Origin of the sequence: Pseudomonas sp. 313, from assembly GCF_000316965.1 — a bacterium.
In the GTDB taxonomy this organism is placed as follows: Bacteria; Pseudomonadota; Gammaproteobacteria; order Pseudomonadales; family Pseudomonadaceae; genus Chryseomonas; species Chryseomonas benzopyrenica.
Window position 1 is genome coordinate 58,483 of the sequence record NZ_ANBZ01000039.1, and the last position, 17,950, is coordinate 76,432.

Consider the following 17,950-nt stretch of genomic DNA (forward strand, 5'->3'; position numbering starts at 1 on the left):
CTATAATTCGCCGTTTTTGAGGCGAGGCGGGCCTGCAGCGGCCTCGCGAAACCCCGGCGAACTCCTCTTGGCTTCGCCCTGTACAGAGGCTTTACCTGTGTCCCTGACCGTCCTTGGCCTGTCCGGCGCCCTCAGCCACGATCCCTCCGCCGCGCTCTATATCGACGGCAAGCTGATCGCCGCGGTGGAAGAAGAACGCTTCGTACGCGACAAGCATGCCAAGAATCGCATGCCCTACGAGTCGGCCAAGTTCTGCCTGGAGCAGGCCGGGATCACCCCCGCCGATGTCGACGTGGTGGCCATCCCCTATGCGCCCATCAGTCTCTTCGGCGAAGCCCGCTGGCACTACGCCAAGCGCTACGCCTACGCCCCGGATCGCGCCCTGGACGCCATCCTGTTCGGCAATCGCCGCTACCACCGCTACCAGAAGCGCATCGAGTGGTGCCTGGTACAGCTCGGCTTCGACCTGAAGAAGGTCAAGCTCGAAGCCGTCGAGCACCACCTGGCCCACGCCTCCAGTGCCTATCACTGCTCGGGTTTCAGCGAGAAGACCGCGATCCTCGGCATCGATGGCAAGGGCGAGTACGCCACTACCTTCTTCGGCTACGGCGAGAACGGCAAGATCCACAAGATCAAGGAGTTCTACGACCCGGATTCCCTGGGTGGCCTCTATGGCGCCCTCACCGAATTCCTCGGTTTCGAGATGCTCGATGGCGAATTCAAGGTCATGGGCATGGCGCCCTATGGCGATGCCAGCAAGTACGATTTCTCGCGCCTGGCGAAATTCGAGAACGGCGAGCTGATCATCAACACCGACTACGCCAACGTCATCGGCTTCCGCCGCTACAAGGAAAAGGGCAAGGGCTACTACTTCTCGCCCAAGCTCATCGAGTGGCTGGGACCCAAGCGGGAAGGCGACATCGCCGACGATCCCTACATCCACTACGCCGCCAGCATGCAGGCACTGTTCGAACGCCTGGCGCTGGAGATGATGGACTACTACCTGGGCGACATCATCCGCCAGACCGGCAAGCTCGCCTTTGCCGGCGGCTGCGCGCTCAACGTCAAGCTCAACCAGAAGATCATCGCTCGACCCGAGGTCAAGGAACTGTTCGTCCAGCCCGCCTCGGGCGATGCCGGCACCGCCGTCGGTGCTGCCGCCTATGTCTCCCACGCCCGTGGCGTGCCGGTGGAGAAGATGGAGCACGTCTATCTCGGCCCCGGCTACAGCAACGAAGACGTCATCGCCGCCTGCGCCCGCCATCCCAACGCACCCAAGTGGGAGCGGATCGACAACATGCCCCAGCGCATCGCCGAGATCATGGTGGCCGGCAATCCGGTGGCCTGGTTCCAGGGTCGCCTGGAATTCGGTCCGCGCGCCCTGGGCGGTCGCTCCATTATCGGCTGCCCCAGCGTGCCGGGCGTGGCCGACCGCATCAACGCCCAGATCAAGTTCCGCGAGCGCTGGCGGCCGTTCTGCCCGTCCATGCTCGATACCGTGGCGCCGCAGATGCTCAAGGTCGATCATCCTTCGCCCTTCATGACCTTTACCTTCGAGGTCAACGAGGAGTGGAAGAACCGGGTGCCCGAGGTGGTCCACGAGGACGGTACCTCCCGCGCCCAGGTGCTGGAGCGCCGGCACAATCCGCGCTGGTACGACCTCATGGTCGAGCTGGAAAAGCTCACCGGCAACGGCGTCTCCCTCAACACCTCGCTCAACCGCCGCGGTGAACCCATGGTCTGCTCGCCCACCGATGCCCTGAACATGTTCTTCGGCTCGGATCTGCAGTACCTGATCATGGAAGACATCCTGGTGGTCAAGGAGGGGGCAGGCCTATGACGCGTTCCGCCGAACCGCGGGTGCTGCAGTTCTGTCACGGCTACGACGGTCCCTTCCTCGACTGCGCCCGCCAGACCGCCAGCCTCTTCGCGGGCAGCGGCTATCGCGTCACCACGGTCTTTCTCACCGGCACCGCCGATGCCGAGGTAGCGGCCGGCTGCGGCAGCGACGAGGTGCTGTTCCTGGAGTATTCCTCGCGCGACGTGCGCGGCCTCAAGCTCGGCGCCATCCAGGCGCTGCGCGAGATCGTCCGCTCGCGGGGCATCCGCTTCGTCATCGCCCATAGATTCAAGCCGATCTGGATCGCCTGCCTGGCCACCAATTTGCCGGTGATCGGCGTACACCACGCCTTTGGCGACTACGACCGGCTCGGTCGGCGGCTGTTCGCCAAGCTGATGAGCAAGCGCCTGACGCTCCTGGCAGTCTCCGACGCGGTACGCGACGAGATCCGCCAGCGCCTCAAGGACTGGCCGGCTGAGCGTATCGAGACCCTCTACAACCGCCTGGATGTCGAGGCGGTGGAACGTGAGCTGCTGCCGGCCGATCAGGCCCGCGCCGAGCTCAAGCTGCCCCAGGAGGCCTGGATCGTCGGCAACGTCGGCCGCCTGCATCCGGACAAGGACCAGGCCACTCTGTTGCGCGGCTTCGCCGCCGCCTTGCCGAATCTACCGGCCAATGCCCTGCTGGCGATTCTCGGCAAGGGCCGCCTGGAAGACGACCTTAAGGACCTGGCCCGCGAACTGGCCATCGCCGACCGGGTACTGTTCCTCGGCCAGGTGGAAGGCGCCCGGCGCTACTTCAAGGCCTTCGACGTCTTTGCCCTGAGTTCCGATCACGAGCCCTTCGGCATGGTCCTGCTGGAAGCCATGGCCGCCGGCGTGCCGCTGATCGCCACCTCCTGCGGCGGCGCCCGGGAGATCGTCGAAGGCGTCGGCTTCCTCTTTCCCCTGGGCGATGCCGAAGCCCTCGGCCAGGGGCTGCAGCACCTGGGTCGGCTGGCACCGAGCCAGCGACGCGCCTGCGTGCAGCACATGCGCGAGCGCCTGGCCGAACGCTTCTCCGACGCGGCCGTGCGCCGCGACTTCTGGCGTTTGCCCATGGTCGCCGCCTTCAAGGCCCCGGCGCCGTGAAAGTCCTGTTCCTGGTCCAGAAGGAGCAACGCATCCTGCTGGACCATTTCTATGCCAGCATCGCCGCCCACTGCGATTGCGACCTGCGCTGGCTGAGTGACGAGGAACAGGCCGACCTGCGCGGCTATTTCCGCCGCGCCGTGCCCCAGCCCGAGCAATACGACCGCATCCTGCTGTTCCTGAGATTCAAGAAGCAGCTCAAACAGGTCTCGTTCATCCGCAGCCTGCCCAATCTGGTGGAACTGGAACACGACGCCTACCAGAATTTCATCCCCTGCAAGTACACCGGCAAGTTCAGTCGCTACTACCAGGCCATGCCCCACGTCCGGGTGCTGGTCTCCGGTGCCGGCGTGGCGCGGCGGCTGCAGGAGGAGGGGGTAGACGCCCACTTCGTGCCCAAGGGCTATGACGACAGCCACCTGCGCGACCTGGGTGTCGAGCGCGACATCGAACTGGGCTTCGTCGGCAGCCTCGGCAGCGTGGCCTACAGCGGGCGCAAGCAATTGCTGGAAGACCTGGCCAAGGTCGAGCCGCTGCTGATCACCAAGACCCGCTCGGGCGACGAATACCTGCATACCCTCAACCGCATCCGCTTCTTCGTCGGCGCCGATGTCGGCATGGGCGAATACATGATCAAGAACTTCGAGGCCATGGCCTGCGGCTGCGTGCTCTTCACCTTTGATCAGGGCGAAGAGGAGAATCGCGCGCTGGGGTTCGAGGATGGCGTCAACGTGGTGCTCTATCGCTCGCTGGACGAGTTGCGCGAGAAACTCGCCCGGCTGCGCGGCGATCCGGCGCACGCCGCGGCCATCGCCAGGGCTGGAGAGGCCCTGGCGCGTCACTCTTTCGCTTTCGGCCACTTGGGTGAGCGCATCGTTTCGGCTATAACCCCAGCGCTGCGACCGGCAGTCGCTCCGGGGTTCCTGCACCGCCTGCTCGGCAGGCTGGGACGCTGATGCGCTGCCCGAGGTCCGGCTTTCGACTCAACTGGCAGAAAGGGTAGAACGTGCAGTTTTCCGCCGACAGCGACATCTCCGTGGTCGTCACCAGTTGCGGGCGCTTCGACCTGCTGCGGCAGACGCTGGCGACCTTCGACGAATTCAACACCGCGCCCATCCGCCGCGTCTTCATCACCGAAGATTCCGGTGACGAGGCGGTACGGGACTGCATCCCCGCCCATTGGCGCGAACACACCGAGTTCATCGTCAACAATCCCAAGCTTGGCCAGATGCGCAGTGTCGACGCCGCCTATGCCCGGGTCGAGACCAGCTGGATCTTCCACTGCGAGGATGACTGGGCCTTCTATCGCCCCGGCTTCATCGAGGATTCCCAGGCGCTGCTGGAGGCCGATCCCCAGGCGCTGCAGGTCTGGCTGCGCAGCCATGCCCATGACCTGGCGATCCACAGCCCCTACGTCTATCTCAAGTCGCGGCAGGTGCATGCCGGTATCGCCTTTTACGAAGTCGGCTCGCACAAGCCCGAATGGCAGGGTTTTTCCTTCAATCCCGGTCTGCGCCGGCGTGCCGACTATCTGTTACACGCCCCCTATGGCGACCTGAGCGGCGAGAAGGAGCTGTCCCGGCGCTATGCCGACGCCCAGCGCCACGCGCTGATCCTGGAAAACGATGCCGTGCTGCATACCGGCTTCGGCCAGCACGTGGTCAGCGACAAGGACCGCAACGACAAGCAGAAGCGCCGGCGGATGGAACGCATCAAACTGGCACTGGCCTTCCTGGTCGGCGCACTCCTGGGAGCCCTGTTGTGGTGACACCCTTGCTCGATCGCGTGCAGCAGAGTCGTTATTTCACCCTGGCGGTGCTGGTGTTCATGGCCGCCTACCTGTGCATCCCCACGGCCAAGTGGATCAACAGCTACTTCTATGCGGCGATCGCCCTGCCGGCGCTGATCCTCTTCGTGCTGCGGCCGCGGCTGATCGACTGGCGCTCGCCGCTGCTGCTGCTCTGGCTGGTGTTTCTCGCCTGGTTCATCGTGCCGGGGGCACGGGCCGAAGAGGGGCAGTTCTTCAAGCACATCCTCTATGTGCTGCTGTTCGTGCTGACCGTGGCCTGCCTGGTGGATGGCGACTTCTTTCGTCGCCCCGGCCTCGTACGCCTGGCCTTCTGGGTGGTCTGCGCCTATGCCGTCGGCTCCAGCCTGGTGTTCTGGCTCACCGGCCACTATGCCGTCGGCCAGCGGGTCATCCACCTGCCGGGACGCATCTCCAATCCCATCTATGTGAGCATCTGGATGGTCTGCCTGGGCGGCCTGGCCGCGCCCACCTGGATCCGCGAGCGGCGCTGGATCGAGTTGCTGGCGGCGGTGGTGGTCAGCATCGTCGGCATCTCCTTCGCCCTGCAGACCCGTACCGGCCTGGTGGGCATCGGCTTTCTCGCCGCCCTCGGCGTGCTCTTCGCCTTTCCGCGCTTTCCGCTGCGCACCCTGGCGCTGGTCGTCCTGGTCAGTGCCCTGATCGCCGGAGTGGTCCAGGTGGTGCATACCGAAGCCTGGTTTGTTGCCTTCTGGGGCCGGGCGGATTCCGGACGCATCGAGCTGTTCCACTTCATGATCAAGGACTGGGAGTCCTGCGGCTGGTGGCTGGGCTGCGGCCTGGGTTACCAGAGTCACGACCTGCTGCATGGCACCGAGGCCATCCAGCACCCGCACAACATCTTCGTGTCCTTCGGCATCTACACCGGCCTGGTGTCGCTGCTGATCTTCGGCGTGCTGATGCTGGCCAGCCTGGGCGCGGCTCTGCGCCAGCGCGATCCCTGGGGTCTCTATCTGGCCGTGGCGCTGCTGATGCTCAATTTCGACGGCGCCAAGCTGATCGGCAATCCGGACGAGTTGTGGCCGCTGGTGCTGTTGCCCGCGGCGATGATCGCCGGGGCCGAGGTGCAGCGCCGGCGTAAGCTGGCACTAGGACAGGCGGTGCCGGTCCAGTCCTGATCTAGTCCTGCAGCTGCCGGTCGAGTTCGCGCCAGTCCAGGGGCTGGCGGCAGGCTTCGGCATAGGCCCTGAGGAAGGGTTCGCGACCGGGCTCGAACAGCCAGTCGCGGTCCTCGCTGTAGCGCAGCAGGTGATGGAAGTTGCGCACCCGCAGGCGCAGCGGCAGGCGCCGCGCATGGCAGCGCAGATCGGCGATGTCGATCAGACCCAGCTCGCCGTCGGGCGTCAGCACTACGTTGCCCAGATGCAGCGACCGGAAGTAGACGCCGCTGTCATGCAGTCCAGCGATGAAGCGACCCAGGGCAGGTCGCAGCGCCGCGGCCTGGGGCGAGTTGCGCAGTTGCCGCAGGGTGTCGCCCGGCAGCGGGCTGTAGTGCACCAGATCGCGCTGCAGCGAGGCGGCGCGATAGACCTCCAGCACCCGCGGACAGGGAATGCCGCGTTCGGCCAGCTGGCGGGCGTTGTCGGCGAAGCGCTGGGCATAGGGAAACAGAGCGGCCGAGGTCAGCAGCCGTTTGCGGCGGAACAGCTTGAGGTAGCTGCCATCGGTGAGGCGCAGGACCTTGTCGCCGTGGTGGTCGGCTTCCACTACCTGGGCGGCGTCGCGCAGTTCGAGATAGCGCGAATGTTCGAGAGGCTTCATGCAGGACCCGTCAACGTCAGGGCGAGCATGTTACCCGAAGGTGGCAGGCTGTGAAGTGACCCTTACGCCCTATCCTGCCGCTTGTTGTTAGAATCGACTTTTTGCCGGCACTCTTACATGCGCCCAACACGTCAACTCCTGTACTTCGTCTATGGCGGTGCTCAGGCCTATCGGCAGGAGCTGAAGTTCAGCCTGCTGAGCGTGCTGCATTGGCGGCAGCAGCAGGACATCGCCATCCGTATCCTGACCGACCGGCCACAGGACTATCGCGGCTGGCCGGTGGAAGTGCTGGCCATCGAGGGGGCGACACTCAAGGCCTGGCAGGGGCAGCACGGCTATCTGCACCGCAGCAAGGCCTGCGCCATCGCCTGGGCGCTGCCGCGGGCCGGCAAGACCCTGTTTTTGGACAGCGACACCGTGGTCCAGGCGCCCCTGGCTCCCCTGTTCGACGGAATCAATGACCAGCGCGGAGTCATGGATGTCGAGGAGTGGCCGTGGCGCAAGGCTCGCAGCCGCCCAGAGTTCGCCCGTTTCGCTGCTGCCCTGGCCGCGCGCGGACAAGAGCCAGTGGAGGACACCCGACTCTACAACAGCGGGGTCTGCGGTTTGGCCCGGACGCATCTGCCGCGGATCGAGCGGGCCATTGCCCTGATCGATGACTGGCATGGCCACGACGAGGAGGTCCACACCCTGGAGCAGATCGCCCTGTCATTCAGCCTGGCGGATTTGGCCATCAGCGAGGCCCGGGGATCCATTCGCCACTACTATGCGGAAAAGCGCTTTCTGCACTTCATGCTGGCGCACTTCTTCGAACGCTATGGCGAAGACTATTCCCCAACGCTGCAGAGCAGCTGGCAAGAGGTGCCCTTGACCAAGCCGCTGCCCGATGTCTGGACGCGGCTGCGGGTGAAGTGGCAATTGGCCGGACTGGACAAACAGCGCGCGAGCCTGGGACGCAAGCTGCTCTATGGCTGCCTGGCGACCCAGGACAGCTACGCCCGCGCCTGTCGCCACGTCTGGTGGGAGCGGGCCCTGAGCGAACGTCTGGGCGGCGGCGACCGCCAGGCCTTCGCCGAAGGCATCTGGCCCAACGACCTGCCGCGTCCGCACCTGGCCGACGAAGCCAGCGCGGCCCTCGACTACCTGCGCAAGCGGGTGCGCGGCTAGGCCGCCATCCTCAGGAAAGCCCATGCGAACGCTCTTTCTCGTCGTCCTCTATGGCTTGCGTCCCGGGGAGTCGGCCACCCTCGCCAGCCTGCTGGCCCAGCCCGCGGGCAGCCTGCCGGCCGACAGCGTCCTGCTGGTCTGGAACAACGGGCCTCAGCCCCTGGATCAGGCGGATCGCCAGGCGCTGCTCGCCGCGCCGGGCTGGACGGAGGTGCTCATCAGCGAGGACCTCGGCAATCCGCCGCTGAGCCGGGTCTACAACCAGGCCTTGCGACTGGGCGCGGAGCGCCTGGTGATCTTCGACCAGGACACCGTGGTGGACGGGCGCTATCTGCAGGCGCTCGGCCAGGAGGCCGAGTTGCTGGTCCCCCTGGTGCTGGGGGCCGGCGCCATCCGCTATCCCCACCAGTACAAGGCGGTGGTGACCACCGAAGGACCTCTGGATCCCCAGGCCACCGTGACCATCAGTTCGGGCCTGTGCCTGACGCAGGGCCTGGCCGCGCGTATCGCGGCCCGCCACGGCGATGTCTTCGACGAGCGCTTCGCCCTCTATGGCGTCGATGTCTCCTTTTTCCTGCGCGTCCAGGCGCTGGCCCGGGAAGAGTCAGTCGAGCTGCTCTGCGCGGGCATCCTCGACCATTCGCTGTCCGAACTGGAAGCCGAGACCCCGGCCCAGCGGCGCTTTCGCGACATCGAGAAATTCTATGTCGCCCTGCTGCTGCGTCTGCACTACAAGGGCGCTTCCCGCGGCAAGGTGCTGCGCTACCTGGGGCGGCAGCTGCTAGGCAATCGTCTCTATCTGTATGGCGTGCTGCCGCGGATGCTGCGGACCATCCTCAGCGGGCGGCATCCCCGGGCGTAGCGCCCGGCAGCGGCCGGATCACCGCCTCGTGGCGGCTGTAGTAGAGGCTGTCGGCGGGGATGTCGCGCATCACCAGGGCGCCGGCCCCGATCACCACGTTGTCGCCGATGGTCAGGTGGTCGCCGACGATGCAGACGTGGGCGCCGAAGCTGACGTTGTCGCCGATGAAGATGCCGACGAGTTGCGCCGGATCGTCGCTCTTGATGCCGATGGTGGTGTGCTGACGGATCATCACGTTGCGCCCGATCACCGCCAGATTGGACACGCAGATACCCATGCGATGGGGCAGGCGCAGCCCGGGCCCGATACGGGCGCCCAGCAGGATCTCGATGTTGTGCCGGCGGATCAGCCGGCGATTGATCCGCTCGGCCAGCTTGCGATAGTTGAGCAGGCCACGCGGGCGGCAGTAGAGGAATTGCGCCAGGCGATACCAGAACAGAAAGCTCGGACTCTCTCCCGCAGTGACGCGCCGGAGCAGACGCTTGAGTCGCAAGGGCTTGCCGGGTGCGTCCAGCACCTCCAGGCGCCAGTAATCCTTGAGTTCGGCGAAGGTGGCGATCAGCGGCGGCATGCTAGGTGTTCCGTGGCGGGGGAGGGCCAGCCTAGCGGAAAATCCCCTGGCTGGGTCAGCGGCGGGTGCGTGTTAACATGGCGCTTTTGCGTCACGACGAGACCATGAGCCAAGACTCCCCTGCGCAGACCTCCAGTCTGAAGATCTATTTCCGCCTGCTCGGCTACGTGCGGCCCTACATCGGCATGTTCGCCCTGAGTATCGTCGGCTTTCTGATCTTCGCCTCCACCCAGCCGATGCTGGCGGGCATCCTCAAGTACTTCGTCGATGGCCTGAACAACCCCAACGCCTCCATGTTCCCGGGCTGGCCCATCGTCGGTGGTCTGCACCTGGTGCAGGCGGTGCCGCTGATGATCATCCTCATCGCCGCCTGGCAGGGCGTCGGTTCCTTTCTCGGCAACTACTTCCTGGCGCGGGTCTCCCTCGGCCTGGTGCACGACCTGCGCGTGGCGCTGTTCAACCACATGCTGCGCCTGCCCAATCGCTATTTCGACGCCAACAATTCGGGCCACCTGATCTCGCGTATCACCTTCAACGTCACCATGGTGACCGGCGCCGCCACCGAGGCGATCAAGGTGGTGATCCGCGAGGGCATGACCGTGATCTTCCTGTTCGCCTCGCTGCTGTGGATGAACTGGAAGCTGACCCTGGTGATGGTGGCCATCCTGCCGCTGATCGCCCTGATGGTGACCAGCGCCAGTCGCAAGTTCCGCAAGCAGAGCAGCAAGATCCAGTCGGCCATGGGCGACGTCACCCACATCACCTCCGAGGCCATCCAGGGCTATCGGGTGGTGCGCAGCTTTGGCGGCGAAACCTACGAGCAGCAGCGCTTCCTCGATTCCAGCACCGCCAACACCGACAAGCAGCTGACCATGACCAAGACCGGCGCGGTCTATACGCCCATGCTGCAGCTGGTCATCTATTCGGCCATGGCGGTGCTGATGTTCCTGGTGCTCTGGCTGCGCGGCGAAGCCTCCGCCGGCGACCTGGTGGCCTACATCACCATGGCCGGCCTCTTGCCCAAGCCGATCCGCCAGCTTTCCGAAGTCAGCTCCACCATCCAGCGCGGCGTGGCCGGTGCGGAAAGCATCTTCGAACAACTCGACGAGCCCGCCGAGCGCGACGACGGCCGTGAAGAACGCGAGCGCGTCCAGGGTCGGCTGGAGGTACGCAACCTGACCTTCCGTTACCCGGGCACCGACAAGCCCGTACTGGAAGGCATCGACTTCGTCGCCGAGCCCGGCCAGATGGTGGCCCTGGTGGGTCGCTCGGGCAGCGGCAAGTCGACCCTGGCCAATCTCATTCCGCGCTTCTACCAGCACGAAGAGGGCGAGATCCTCCTCGACGGCCTGGAGATCCAGGACTATCGCCTGAACAACCTGCGCCGGCACATCGCCCTGGTGACCCAGCACGTCACCCTGTTCAACGACAGCGTCACCAACAACATCGCCTATGGCGATCTGGCCGGGGCGCCCATGGAACAGGTCAGGGCGGCGGCCGAGGCAGCCTATGCCGACGAATTCATCCAGCGCCTACCGCAGCAGTACGACACCCAGGTCGGCGAGAACGGCGTGCTGCTCTCCGGCGGTCAACGCCAGCGCCTGGCCATCGCCCGGGCGCTGCTGAAGAACGCACCGCTGCTGATCCTCGACGAGGCCACCTCGGCGCTGGATACCGAATCCGAGCGCCATATCCAGGCGGCACTGGACCGGGTCATGCAGGGGCGCACCACCCTGGTGATCGCCCATCGCCTCTCCACCATCGAGAAGGCCGACCTGATCCTGGTGATGGACCATGGCCGCATCGTCGAGCGTGGCAGCCATGGCGAGCTGCTGGCGCTGAACGGCTACTATGCGCGCCTGCACGCCAAGCAATTCGAGGAAGTCGCTCCCGCGACGCCCACGTCCCATGCTGAATAGCTTCCGTTTCTGGCGCGAACGCGGCTGGACGACGATCTCCGCGGCCGACTACGCCGCCACCTGGCAGCGCCATGGCGGCAGCGTCGCGACTCACCCCGAGATCGTCGCGCGTCTGGCCGAACTGGCCGGCATCCCGGTGCGCTACCTGGGCTGGCCCGGCGTGGATGGCCTGCAGGCCGCGGTGCCCTGCTGGGGGCGCGAACTGGCGCTCTCGCGCAGCGTGCTGAAGAAGCGCCGCCAGCGCGCCCTGTTCGACCTGGGCAATGCCGAGATCATCCTGCCCGCTGCGCCGGGTAGCGCGGCGCCCCTGCGGCAGCGCGCCCGCTATCTGTCGCCACTGTGCGACGAGCGTTTCGCTGGTCTGCGTCGGCAGAGCGAAGAACTGGCTATGCTCCGCGAGCCGGAAGCCTGGTCGAAGAAATTCCGCTACAACCAGCGTCGCGAGCAGCGGCTCTTCGAAGATGCTGGCGGTCGTGCTGTACCCATGGCCGAGCTGGACAGCACCGAGCAGGCGCGGATCTATGCCGAGCTGTTCGAGGCGCGCTGGGGCTTCGAGGTCCCGGGTAAGGAGCGCCTGGCCGAGGTGTTCGCCCTGCTGCGGGAGTTCATGACCGGGTCGCTGCTCATGCTCGGCGAGCGCCCGGTGGCCATCCAGGTGCTCTATCGGGTGGAAGCGCCCGAATGGATCAGCGTCGAATACGTCAACGGCGGTGTCGACCCTGCTTCCAGCGACCTGAGTCCCGGCAGCGTCCTCACCTATTTGAATACCCAGGCCGCCTGGCAGGATGCCCGCGCCCTGGGCAAGGCCTTGCGCTATTCCTTCGGCCGCGCCGATCGCGACTACAAGGACCGCTGGTGCCATCGCGTCACCGTCTTCGAGAGCTGAGATGACCGCCCGCAAACAAGCCCTGCTCAAACGTCACCGCCGGCACAAGCGGTTGGCCCTGGCGGTCATCGCCGTCGTGCTGCTCGGCTGCCTGGCGCTGGGGCCCTGGTGGAGCGCGCCGCTGCTGGCGCTGCTGGTCTGGCTCGGCCACGAGGCCTGGTTCGCCGACCATCTCTTCTATTCGCCGCGTGACAACTACAGCTACCAGTTCCCCACCGACACCCTGGTGCTGGGCCTGCATCTGCAGCACGGTCGCCTGGCCGCGGTGGAATTACCGCCGGGCGAGCTGACGCTGTTCCTGGAATGCCGCCTGCGTGCCGGCTGGCTCGGCCGACTGTTGGATCCCCAGGTGCGGCTGCGGGCGGGCGACGACAGTGATCGCCAGGACTTCGAGCGCGGCGTCGCCGGGCGGCGCTATGTCAATCTCAGCGGCTATGCCGAGGCCCTGCGCCGTGGCGAGCTGCACCTCTGTACGCGCTTCTGTCGGCTGCAGGGCGAGTTGCGCCTGCACGTCTTCGCCCAGCCGGACTTCCGGGAAAAAAGGGTCATGGTCATCGCGCCCCATGCCGACGATGCCGAGCTGGCCGCCTTCGGGCTCTACAGCCAGGCACGGGAAGCCAGCATCGTCACCCTGACCCAGGGCGAGATCGAGGCCGAGCACTACCAGCGCCTGGGCCTCGACCGCCAGGCCGCGGCCCGGCTCAAGGGCCGACTGCGTACCTGGGACAGTCTGGTCACGCCGCTGTGGGGCGGGGTACCGCCGGCGCGTTGCGTGCAGCTGGGCTACTACTGCCTGCAGCTGCTGGCCATGCGCCAGGCGCCGGCGGAGGCCTTCGGCTCACGCGAGTCCGGCGACAGCGATGTGCGCAGTGCCCGCCGTCACAATCCCCTGCAGCTGCCCGGCGATGTCGACGGCGCCCCCACCTGGCGTAATCTGGTCGCCGACCTGGTGGCGCTGCTGGAGCACTTTCGCCCCGAGGTGGTGGTGCTGCCGCATCCGCAGATCGATCCCCATGCCGATCACGTGGCCAGCACCCAGGCCCTGCGCGAGGCCCTGACCCTCAGTCAGTGGCAGCCCGAGCTCGAGTTGCTCTACGCCAACCACCTGCACGACAACGACCGCTGGCCCATGGGCCCGGCCGAGGGCGGCATCGCCCTGCCGCCGGCCATCGAAACGCCCACGCCCCTGGTACCCTGGAGTCCGTTGCTGACGCCCGAGCGGCGGCTGGACAAGGCCATGGCCCTGGGTATGCAGCACGACCTGCTGGTGCCGCTGCCGGCCAAGAAGCGCCTGCGTCGGGCCATCCAGTGGCTGCTGGCTGGACGCCGCTGGCCGCGCACCGGCGAAGACGAGTTCTTCCGCAAGGCCGTGCGCCGTCATGAGCTGTTCTGGATAAGCCGCCGCGACGAGCCCTGACCCCAGCGTCTCCCGCTGGCAGGCGCTTCCGGGGCGCCTTGGCCCCTATGCTATGATCGCCGCCATTTTCGCGCTTTGGAGCCTGTCCCTATGAAGCTGACCATGCCTCGCTTCGATCTCGCGCCGGTCCTGGTGGTCGGCGACGTGATGCTCGACCGCTACTGGCACGGCACCACCTCGCGGATATCCCCCGAGGCGCCGGTGCCCGTGGTGCGGGTCGACCAGCACGAGGATCGTCCCGGTGGCGCGGCCAACGTCGCCCTCAATATCGCCGCCCTGGGCGCACCGGCCTATCTGGTCGGCGTCACCGGCCAGGACGAAGCCGCCGATGCCCTCACCGACAGCCTGAGAGCCGCCCATGTGCAGGTGCGCTTCCAGCGCATCGCCCAGCAGCCGACCATCGTCAAGCTGCGCATCATGAGTCGCCATCAGCAGCTGATCCGCGTCGACTTCGAAGAGCCCTTCGACACCGATGCCCAGGCGCTGGCTTCGGACACCGCCGCCATGCTGGCCGGGGTCAAGGTGCTGGTGCTGTCCGACTACGGCAAGGGCGCGCTGAAGAACCACCAGGCCCTCATCCAGTTGGCCAAGGCGCGCAACATCCCGGTGCTGGCCGATCCCAAGGGCAAGGACTTCTCCATCTATCGCGGCGCCAGTCTGATCACGCCGAATCTGTCCGAATTCGAAGCCATCGTCGGCGTCTGCGCCGACGATGCCGAACTGGTGGCCAAGGGCAGCGAACTGATGTCGCGCCTGGACCTGGGCGCCCTGCTGGTGACCCGCGGCGAGCATGGCATGACCCTGCTGCGTCCCGCTCAACCGGCCCTGCACCTGCCGGCGCGCGCACGCGAGGTGTTCGATGTCACCGGCGCAGGCGACACCGTGATCTCCACCCTGGCCGCTGCCCTGGCCGCCGGTGAAGACCTGCCCCAGGCCGTGGGGCTGGCCAACCTGGCCGCCGGCATCGTCGTCGGCAAGCTGGGTACCGCCGCCATCAGCGCCCCCGAGCTGCGGCGCGCGGTGCAGCGTTCGGAAGGCTCCGAGCGCGGCGTCCTGACCCTGGAGCAGTTGCAGCTGGCCATCGAGGACGCCCGCGCCCACGGCGAGAAGATCGTCTTCACCAACGGCTGCTTCGACATCCTCCACGCCGGTCACGTGACCTACCTGGAACAGGCGCGGGCCCAGGGCGATCGCCTGATCGTGGCGGTCAATGACGACGCCTCCGTGACCCGCCTCAAGGGCCCGGGCCGACCGATCAACAGCGTCGACCGGCGCATGGCGGTGCTGGCCGGCCTCGGCGCGGTGGACTGGGTCATCCCCTTCAGCGAGAACACCCCGGAGCGCCTGCTGGAGCAGGTGCGTCCGGATGTGCTGGTCAAGGGTGGTGACTACAAGAGCGTCGAAGAGGTGGTCGGCGCCCAGATCGTGCAGGGCTATGGCGGCGAGGTACGCATCCTCGGCCTGGTGGAAAACAGCTCCACCACCGCCATCGTCGAGCGCATCCGCAACCGTACCTGAGCGCGGACGCTCGGGTTAAGCTGGCGCAGAACCGCTACGGAGCTGCGCCATGTCCTCGACGACCCTGCTGATCCTGGGTACCGCCGTTTCAGCTGACCAGAACGCTGGCCACCCCCTTGGCCACCCCCTCAAGCTGGCCAACCGCCACGGCCTGATCGCCGGCGCCACGGGCACTGGCAAGACCGTGACCCTCCAGCGTCTCGCCGAGGCCTTCAGCGATGCCGGTGTCGCCGTCTTCGCCACCGACATCAAGGGCGATCTCTGCGGCCTCGGCGCGGCCGGCGCGCCCCGGGGCAAGCTGGCCGAGCGTATCGCCACCCAGGGCCTGCCGCATCTGTCCCGCGCCTATCCGGTCACCCTCTGGGACGTCGACGGCCAGCGCGGTCATCCGCTGCGCACCACCCTGAGCGAGATGGGGCCGCTGCTGCTGGGCAATCTGCTGGAGCTGACCGACAGCCAGCAGGCCGCCTTGCACGCTGCCTTCACCGTGGCCGATCGCGAAGGCCTGCTGCTGCTCGACCTCAAGGACCTCAAGGCGGTTCTCAATCACCTGCGCGAACAGCCCGAGATCCTTGGCGAAGACCGCGCCCTGTTCACCGGCGCCTCGGCCCAGGCGCTGCTGCGTCGGCTGGCGACCCTGGAGCAGCAGGGCGCCGAGGCCTTCTTCGGCGAGCCGGCGTTGCAGCTGGAAGAGGTGCTGCGCCCCGAGCCCGATGGCCGTGGCCGCATCCACCTGCTCGACGCCAGCCGCCTGGTGCATGAGGCGCCCAAGGTCTATGCCACCTTCCTGATCTGGCTGTTGGCCGAATTGTTCGAGCAACTGCCCGAGCGTGGCGATGCCGACCAGCCGGTGCTGGCGCTGTTCTTCGACGAGGCCCATCTGCTGTTTGGCGATACCCCCAAGGCCCTGCGCGAGCGTCTGGAACAGGTGGTACGGCTGATCCGTTCCAAGGGCGTCGGCGTCTATTTCGTCACCCAGTCGCCCAGCGACCTGCCGGATGCCGTTCTCGCCCAGCTGGGCTTGCGCATCCAGCATGGCCTGCGCGCCTTCACGGCGCGGGAGCAGAAGGCCTTGCGCGCGGTGGCCGACGGCTTCCGACCCAATCCGGCGTTCGACAGCCTGGAGGTGCTGACCGAACTGGGCATCGGCGAGGCCCTGGTAGGCAGCCTGGAAGACAAGGGGACGCCGGCGATGGTCCAGCGCGTGGCCATCGCCCCGCCGCAATCCCGGGTCGGTCCCTTGAGCGAAGCCGAGCGTCAGACGCTGATCCGCCAGTCGCCCCAGGCGGGTCGCTATGAGCGGGCGGTCGATCGTGAGTCGGCCTACGAGATTCTGCGGGAGCGTCGGGCCGAGCGGGGACCGGCGGAGGCGCCGGCTGCGGAAAAGACCAAGGCGGGGCAGGGCGGTGCCCTCAGCGATCTGGTGGGGGAGCTCGCGGGGAGCGCGCTCAGGAGCGCGGCGCGCCAGGCGGCCAATCAGCTGGGGCGGCAGCTGGTGCGTGGGCTGCTCGACTCCTTGCTGGGCGGCAAGCGCCGCTAGCCGATTAGCAGGCAAAAAAAGACCCCGCCTGGCGGGGTCTTTTGCTTTCACGCCGCCATTACATGCGCGGGGCGACGGGATTGGCGTCGTTGGAGATGGTCACTTCCACGCGACGGTTCAGGGCGCGATCGGAGGCATTGCTGTTGCTGGCCACCGGGAAGGCCTTGCCATAGCCACGGGTCTGGATGCGGCTCGGCTCGACACCGGCACTGACCAGGGCGGTCTGGATGGCCTGGGCGCGACGCTCGGACAGCTGCTGGTTGTAGGAGTCGCTGCCGACGCTGTCGGTGTAACCCTCGACGATCACCTTGCGCTCGGGATTCTGCTTCAGGTAATCGGCCAGCTTCTGGGCATTGGCGTAGCCCTGGGGCTTGAGCTCGGCCTTGTTGAAGTCGAACAGCACGTTGCCAAAGGTCACCACGGTGCCACGCTCGGTCTGCTTGGCCTGCAGGGCGTCCTGCAGTTGCTTGAGCTGGGCGGTACGGGCGTCCAGGCGGGCCTGGGTGCGCTCGGCGTCGACGTTCTGCATCTGGGCTTCGGTCATGCGCAGCTTGATGGTCTGCATGGCCGTCTGGATGCGCTGGTTGGTCAGGTAGGCCAGCTGGTCGACGGTCTTCTCGTTTTCACCGTCCTTGTAGGCCTTTTCGGCCTTCTGCAGCCAGGCACCGGCATCCTTGGTCTCCAGGGCGGCCAGCTGGGCAGCCTGGGGTTGGGACTCCAGTGCGGAATAGTCGGATTTGGCCTGTTCCAGGTTGGGGTTGGGCGGCGTGGAGCAGGCGGCCAGGGCCAGGCTGAGCAGCGACACGGCAGGGATCAGAATGTGTTTACGCATGATGGTCGTCCTTTGAGTTCGTGAAGGGAGGAAAGGGGCGGTCGCTTACTGCTGGACCTTCTTCTGCAGGTTCTGCTGGAGCTGCAGGTTGATCTGACCTTCCTCACGGATCTGCTGGATGCTGTTCTGGGCATCCTTGAGCGCGGCGTCGGCCTTGGCGGCCTGGGTCTTGCGGGTGGCCAGACGGGCATCCCACTCGGCCTGCTCGGCCAGTTGCTTGGCTTCTTCGTACTTCTCGTTGGAGAGGGCGGTCTGGGCCTGGGTCCACTTGTCCTGGGCCGACTTGGTCTCGATGGGCGCGAACTGGTTGCCACCGGAGCTCACGGCCTCGTTGACGGCGGACTGGGTCACGGCCATCTGCGCGGTCGGCGGATTGCCGGCGCAACCGGCCAGCAACAGCGAGCTGCCCAGGGCAAGGGCTGCCAGTTTCAGGGTGCAGGCTTTGGAAAGGGACTTTTGGGCAGTGGCACTCTTCATGGATTCAAGCTCCGTTGTTGATCCGAAAAGCGCGCCGCCGGCACGGGCAGGGCGGGCGCCTGGTCATGGAAAGCCGCATGTGGAAACAAGCCCGGCGCGACCCCGAGAGGTCCGTGGCGGGTGCTGACAACCAGCCCTCGTCCAGCGCTGCGGTCTGACTCTGTGACCGCTCATCCGACAAAAATGTTCACTGGCTATCGAA

Annotated in this window: 16 protein-coding genes; 12 read left to right on the forward strand and 4 right to left on the reverse strand. The window is 66.5% G+C overall.

The annotated features are described in order from the left end of the window. Positions 1 to 97 precede the first annotated feature (97 nt). From C722_RS0108575 to C722_RS0108595, 5 genes are read left to right on the forward strand one after another with little or no spacing between them, the layout of a single operon-like run. Entirely contained in the window at positions 98 to 1,840 is a 1,743-nt protein-coding gene (locus C722_RS0108575) for a carbamoyltransferase (protein ID WP_017640110.1), read from the forward strand. Then, entirely contained in the window at positions 1,837 to 2,970 is a 1,134-nt protein-coding gene (locus C722_RS0108580; protein ID WP_017640111.1) for a glycosyltransferase, read from the forward strand. Before C722_RS0108575 ends, C722_RS0108580 begins: the two co-directional genes overlap by 4 nt. Beyond that, the gene (locus C722_RS0108585) at positions 2,967 to 3,926 is read left to right on the forward strand and encodes a glycosyltransferase (protein ID WP_017640112.1); all 960 of its coding nucleotides are present in this window, start codon (positions 2,967 to 2,969) and stop codon (positions 3,924 to 3,926) included. The genes C722_RS0108580 and C722_RS0108585 overlap by 4 nt, the downstream gene beginning before the upstream one ends. 50 nt (positions 3,927 to 3,976) lie before the next feature. Then, the gene (locus tag C722_RS0108590; RefSeq protein ID WP_017640113.1) at positions 3,977 to 4,738 is read left to right on the forward strand and encodes a glycosyltransferase family 2 protein; all 762 of its coding nucleotides are present in this window, start codon (positions 3,977 to 3,979) and stop codon (positions 4,736 to 4,738) included. Positions 4,739 to 4,743: 5 nt separating this feature from the next. After that, positions 4,744 to 5,916 (forward strand): O-antigen ligase, encoded by a 1,173-nt coding sequence (locus C722_RS0108595; RefSeq protein WP_017640114.1) that lies wholly within the window; start codon positions 4,744 to 4,746, stop codon positions 5,914 to 5,916. 1 nt (position 5,917) lies between these two features. Here C722_RS0108595 and C722_RS0108600 read toward each other — a convergent pair whose 3' ends face one another. Continuing rightward, complete coding sequence (locus C722_RS0108600; RefSeq protein WP_017640115.1) at positions 5,918 to 6,559, reverse strand: lipopolysaccharide kinase InaA family protein; 642 nt, start codon at positions 6,557 to 6,559, stop codon at positions 5,918 to 5,920. A gap of 117 nt (positions 6,560 to 6,676) precedes the next feature. Here C722_RS0108600 and C722_RS0108605 point away from each other — a divergent pair, with 117 nt between their 5' ends. Next, the gene (locus C722_RS0108605) at positions 6,677 to 7,726 is read left to right on the forward strand and encodes a hypothetical protein (protein ID WP_017640116.1); all 1,050 of its coding nucleotides are present in this window, start codon (positions 6,677 to 6,679) and stop codon (positions 7,724 to 7,726) included. Positions 7,727 to 7,748: 22 nt separating this feature from the next. Further along, complete coding sequence (locus tag C722_RS0108610; protein ID WP_017640117.1) at positions 7,749 to 8,588, forward strand: hypothetical protein; 840 nt, start codon at positions 7,749 to 7,751, stop codon at positions 8,586 to 8,588. On the opposite strand, the gene C722_RS0108615 is transcribed toward C722_RS0108610, so the two are convergent. Beyond that, positions 8,563 to 9,159, reverse strand: coding sequence for a serine acetyltransferase (locus tag C722_RS0108615; RefSeq protein ID WP_017640118.1), 597 nt, complete (start codon positions 9,157 to 9,159; stop codon positions 8,563 to 8,565). The two genes, C722_RS0108610 and C722_RS0108615, sit on opposite strands and share 26 nt — an antisense overlap. Before the next feature lie 104 nt (positions 9,160 to 9,263). Between C722_RS0108615 and msbA the strand changes: the two genes are divergently transcribed. The 5 genes from msbA to C722_RS0108640 all read left to right on the forward strand — a co-directional run bounded on the left by msbA (position 9,264) and on the right by C722_RS0108640 (position 16,439). Beyond that, positions 9,264 to 11,078, forward strand: a complete 1,815-nt coding sequence (gene msbA, locus C722_RS0108620; protein ID WP_017640119.1) for a lipid A export permease/ATP-binding protein MsbA — start codon at positions 9,264 to 9,266, stop codon at positions 11,076 to 11,078. After that, positions 11,068 to 11,964 (forward strand): GNAT family N-acetyltransferase, encoded by an 897-nt coding sequence (locus tag C722_RS0108625; protein ID WP_017640120.1) that lies wholly within the window; start codon positions 11,068 to 11,070, stop codon positions 11,962 to 11,964. Before msbA ends, C722_RS0108625 begins: the two co-directional genes overlap by 11 nt. Before the next feature lies 1 nt (position 11,965). Continuing rightward, positions 11,966 to 13,381 (forward strand): PIG-L deacetylase family protein, encoded by a 1,416-nt coding sequence (locus C722_RS0108630; RefSeq protein WP_017640121.1) that lies wholly within the window; start codon positions 11,966 to 11,968, stop codon positions 13,379 to 13,381. A gap of 90 nt (positions 13,382 to 13,471) precedes the next feature. After that, a complete protein-coding gene (hldE, locus tag C722_RS0108635) occupies positions 13,472 to 14,899 on the forward strand; it encodes a bifunctional D-glycero-beta-D-manno-heptose-7-phosphate kinase/D-glycero-beta-D-manno-heptose 1-phosphate adenylyltransferase HldE (RefSeq protein ID WP_017640122.1) in 1,428 nt (475 codons plus the stop codon). A 49-nt stretch (positions 14,900 to 14,948) separates the two neighbouring features. Then, positions 14,949 to 16,439 carry a helicase HerA-like domain-containing protein gene (locus tag C722_RS0108640; protein ID WP_017640123.1) on the forward strand — a complete coding sequence of 497 codons (1,491 nt, stop codon included), beginning with the start codon at positions 14,949 to 14,951 and terminating at the stop codon, positions 16,437 to 16,439. 58 nt (positions 16,440 to 16,497) lie between these two features. On the opposite strand, the gene C722_RS0108645 is transcribed toward C722_RS0108640, so the two are convergent. Together C722_RS0108645 and C722_RS0108650 are read right to left on the reverse strand one after the other, a co-directional pair. Beyond that, positions 16,498 to 17,271 (reverse strand): OmpA family protein, encoded by a 774-nt coding sequence (locus tag C722_RS0108645; RefSeq protein ID WP_017640124.1) that lies wholly within the window; start codon positions 17,269 to 17,271, stop codon positions 16,498 to 16,500. A gap of 45 nt (positions 17,272 to 17,316) precedes the next feature. Beyond that, on the reverse strand, positions 17,317 to 17,748 hold the full coding sequence (locus C722_RS0108650; RefSeq protein ID WP_017640125.1) for a DUF4398 domain-containing protein: 432 nt from the start codon (positions 17,746 to 17,748) through the stop codon (positions 17,317 to 17,319). Positions 17,749 to 17,950: the final 202 nt, after the last annotated feature.

Coding starts and splice junctions, on each gene's coding strand:
- C722_RS0108615 (WP_017640118.1), bottom strand. CDS start 9,159: ATGCCGCCGCTGATCGCCACCTTCGCCGAACTCAAGGATTACTGGCGC.
- C722_RS0108650 (WP_017640125.1), bottom strand. CDS start 17,748: ATGAAGAGTGCCACTGCCCAAAAGTCCCTTTCCAAAGCCTGCACCCTG.
- C722_RS0108630 (WP_017640121.1), top strand. CDS start 11,966: ATGACCGCCCGCAAACAAGCCCTGCTCAAACGTCACCGCCGGCACAAG.
- msbA (WP_017640119.1), top strand. CDS start 9,264: ATGAGCCAAGACTCCCCTGCGCAGACCTCCAGTCTGAAGATCTATTTC.
- C722_RS0108580 (WP_017640111.1), top strand. CDS start 1,837: ATGACGCGTTCCGCCGAACCGCGGGTGCTGCAGTTCTGTCACGGCTAC.
- C722_RS0108610 (WP_017640117.1), top strand. CDS start 7,749: ATGCGAACGCTCTTTCTCGTCGTCCTCTATGGCTTGCGTCCCGGGGAG.
- C722_RS0108645 (WP_017640124.1), bottom strand. CDS start 17,271: ATGCGTAAACACATTCTGATCCCTGCCGTGTCGCTGCTCAGCCTGGCC.
- C722_RS0108600 (WP_017640115.1), bottom strand. CDS start 6,559: ATGAAGCCTCTCGAACATTCGCGCTATCTCGAACTGCGCGACGCCGCC.
- C722_RS0108625 (WP_017640120.1), top strand. CDS start 11,068: ATGCTGAATAGCTTCCGTTTCTGGCGCGAACGCGGCTGGACGACGATC.
- C722_RS0108605 (WP_017640116.1), top strand. CDS start 6,677: ATGCGCCCAACACGTCAACTCCTGTACTTCGTCTATGGCGGTGCTCAG.
- C722_RS0108640 (WP_017640123.1), top strand. CDS start 14,949: ATGTCCTCGACGACCCTGCTGATCCTGGGTACCGCCGTTTCAGCTGAC.
- hldE (WP_017640122.1), top strand. CDS start 13,472: ATGAAGCTGACCATGCCTCGCTTCGATCTCGCGCCGGTCCTGGTGGTC.